The sequence below is a fragment of the Candidatus Magnetobacterium casense genome, assembly GCF_019173545.1.
GTDB classification, from domain to species: Bacteria; Nitrospirota; Thermodesulfovibrionia; order Thermodesulfovibrionales; family Magnetobacteriaceae; genus Magnetobacterium; species Magnetobacterium cryptolimnobacter.
On sequence record NZ_JABXWD010000568.1, the window covers coordinates 1 to 1,769 of the forward strand.

Below are 1,769 nucleotides of genomic sequence, written 5' to 3' on the forward strand. Positions count from 1 at the left end.
GCATCCTGGAATACGTCTGGATACAACAACATAACCCTCACTGCCCGGGGGGTAGGATGGATAAACGGTGGCGGTATCACGAAGTTCGTCATCAGGAGCAACAGGGAAATACTGCAATACACACCTGTTGGCCCAGAGTTTGTCGGTTACTACAACTACAACTGTGGTGACGCAAGCAAGTATCCGCTCCTGACCCTGACTTATGTCTGTTCCGACTGGCTGGATGACTACTCCTATAGAAAAGTCCTGTCGATAGAAGGCTCCACAGGAGCGCAGACCAACTACCAGATGCGAGTCAATGTCTACGCCGCAGCCGGGACAGACTCGGGGAGCAGCGTTTATCTCAACTACACCTGCCAGGCCGACTTCGATGATGTCCGATTTACCACACCCTCCGGGACCTCCTTAGACTTCTGGCAGGAAACCTATACCTCAAACGTAAGCGCAGTCTTTTGGGTAGAGTGTGACTCGATTGCCGCCTCTCCATCGGTGACTCAGTTTCTGATGTACTACGGAAATCCCGCAGCTACTTCTGCAAGCAACGGCACGAATACCTTTCTTACCTATGATGATTTTGAACGTGGTAATGACGGGGATACCGTAGGTGGTGCTTGGACTGAGGTTGCTGCACATTGCCATATATCAACCGAACAGGACATAGGCAATGTGGCTGGCTATTTTGGCACTCGTTCAGCCAAACTTGTTGGTGTGGCTACCCTTCCTGCAATGTCAATACCTCAGACTGGTGGCGACACATATGCCCTTTATACAAGATATTATCGGGAATCAGGGGCTGGGAGCGGAGGAGGGCAAACGATTAGACATGGCAATGGCGTAAAAAGAATAGTTATAGACATTGCTGCTGCCGATGGGAGCATCACATATTATGATACTGCTTGGCGAGACACTTTAACGGATTGTGCTGCTGGTGCATGGGTATTACTAGAACTTCGCAATATCAACTTTACGGCGGGTACTTACGATATATGGTATGACGGGGCTGCGATAAAGACTGGGGCAGCAATGCAGACATCGGCAGGAGACGCTAACATCATCATATTGGTTGGTGATGATACGGCAGGCGCAGACCAGTTTTATGATAACTTCATAGTTCGCAAGTTCACTTCTACAGAGCCCTCAATCAGCAGTTGGGGAAGCCAAAATACCCTTCCTGCTCCTACAGGAGTCTCGGCCACAGACGGAACATATACGGATAAAGTCATAATCTCCTGGACGGAACCGTGCGGGGCTTCAGGATATTACATCTATCGTGGGGGAACGTATGTGACTTCCGTAGCTGCTGGGACGGTATCTTATAACGATACGGGAGCGACGGCAGGGACGGTTGATGTAGGAAGTCCCTCTAGCACTCCTGGCATAGGGTATGTGAGGGTAACAACAACTGGCGAACACGTCCATAATGCTTCCCCTGTAGCATATACTCTGAAGTCCTATGCAGGAACGGCGAATAGCACATCAAGTTCCTCTAACACGGGATTCAGAAGTGTCGGGGCGCTGTCTTATCAGTGGCAGTATTGGGATGGCGGGGCTTATGTGAACATCCCGGGCGGCACCACCGACCCGTATGACGATTATACTTATGCCCCGGCTCCTTATATCTACCCCGGCACGATGCAAGCCTCTACCACTAATACGTCCAGCGTGGCTCTTTCGGTTAGTGGGGAATCCGTTATTACGGGGGCAACCAATAATACTCTAGTGCAGTATTATCAAATCGTAGTCTCGGGAGTAGGAGATGGGATAGACGC

1 protein-coding gene is annotated in these 1,769 nt (G+C 50.4%); it reads left to right on the forward strand.

Annotation, left to right across the window (positions count from 1 at the left end; translation table 11 throughout):
* Positions 1-1,769, forward strand: a 1,769-nt coding sequence (locus HWQ67_RS17635) for a DUF2341 domain-containing protein (RefSeq protein WP_218254008.1), incomplete at both ends; no start/stop codon positions are given.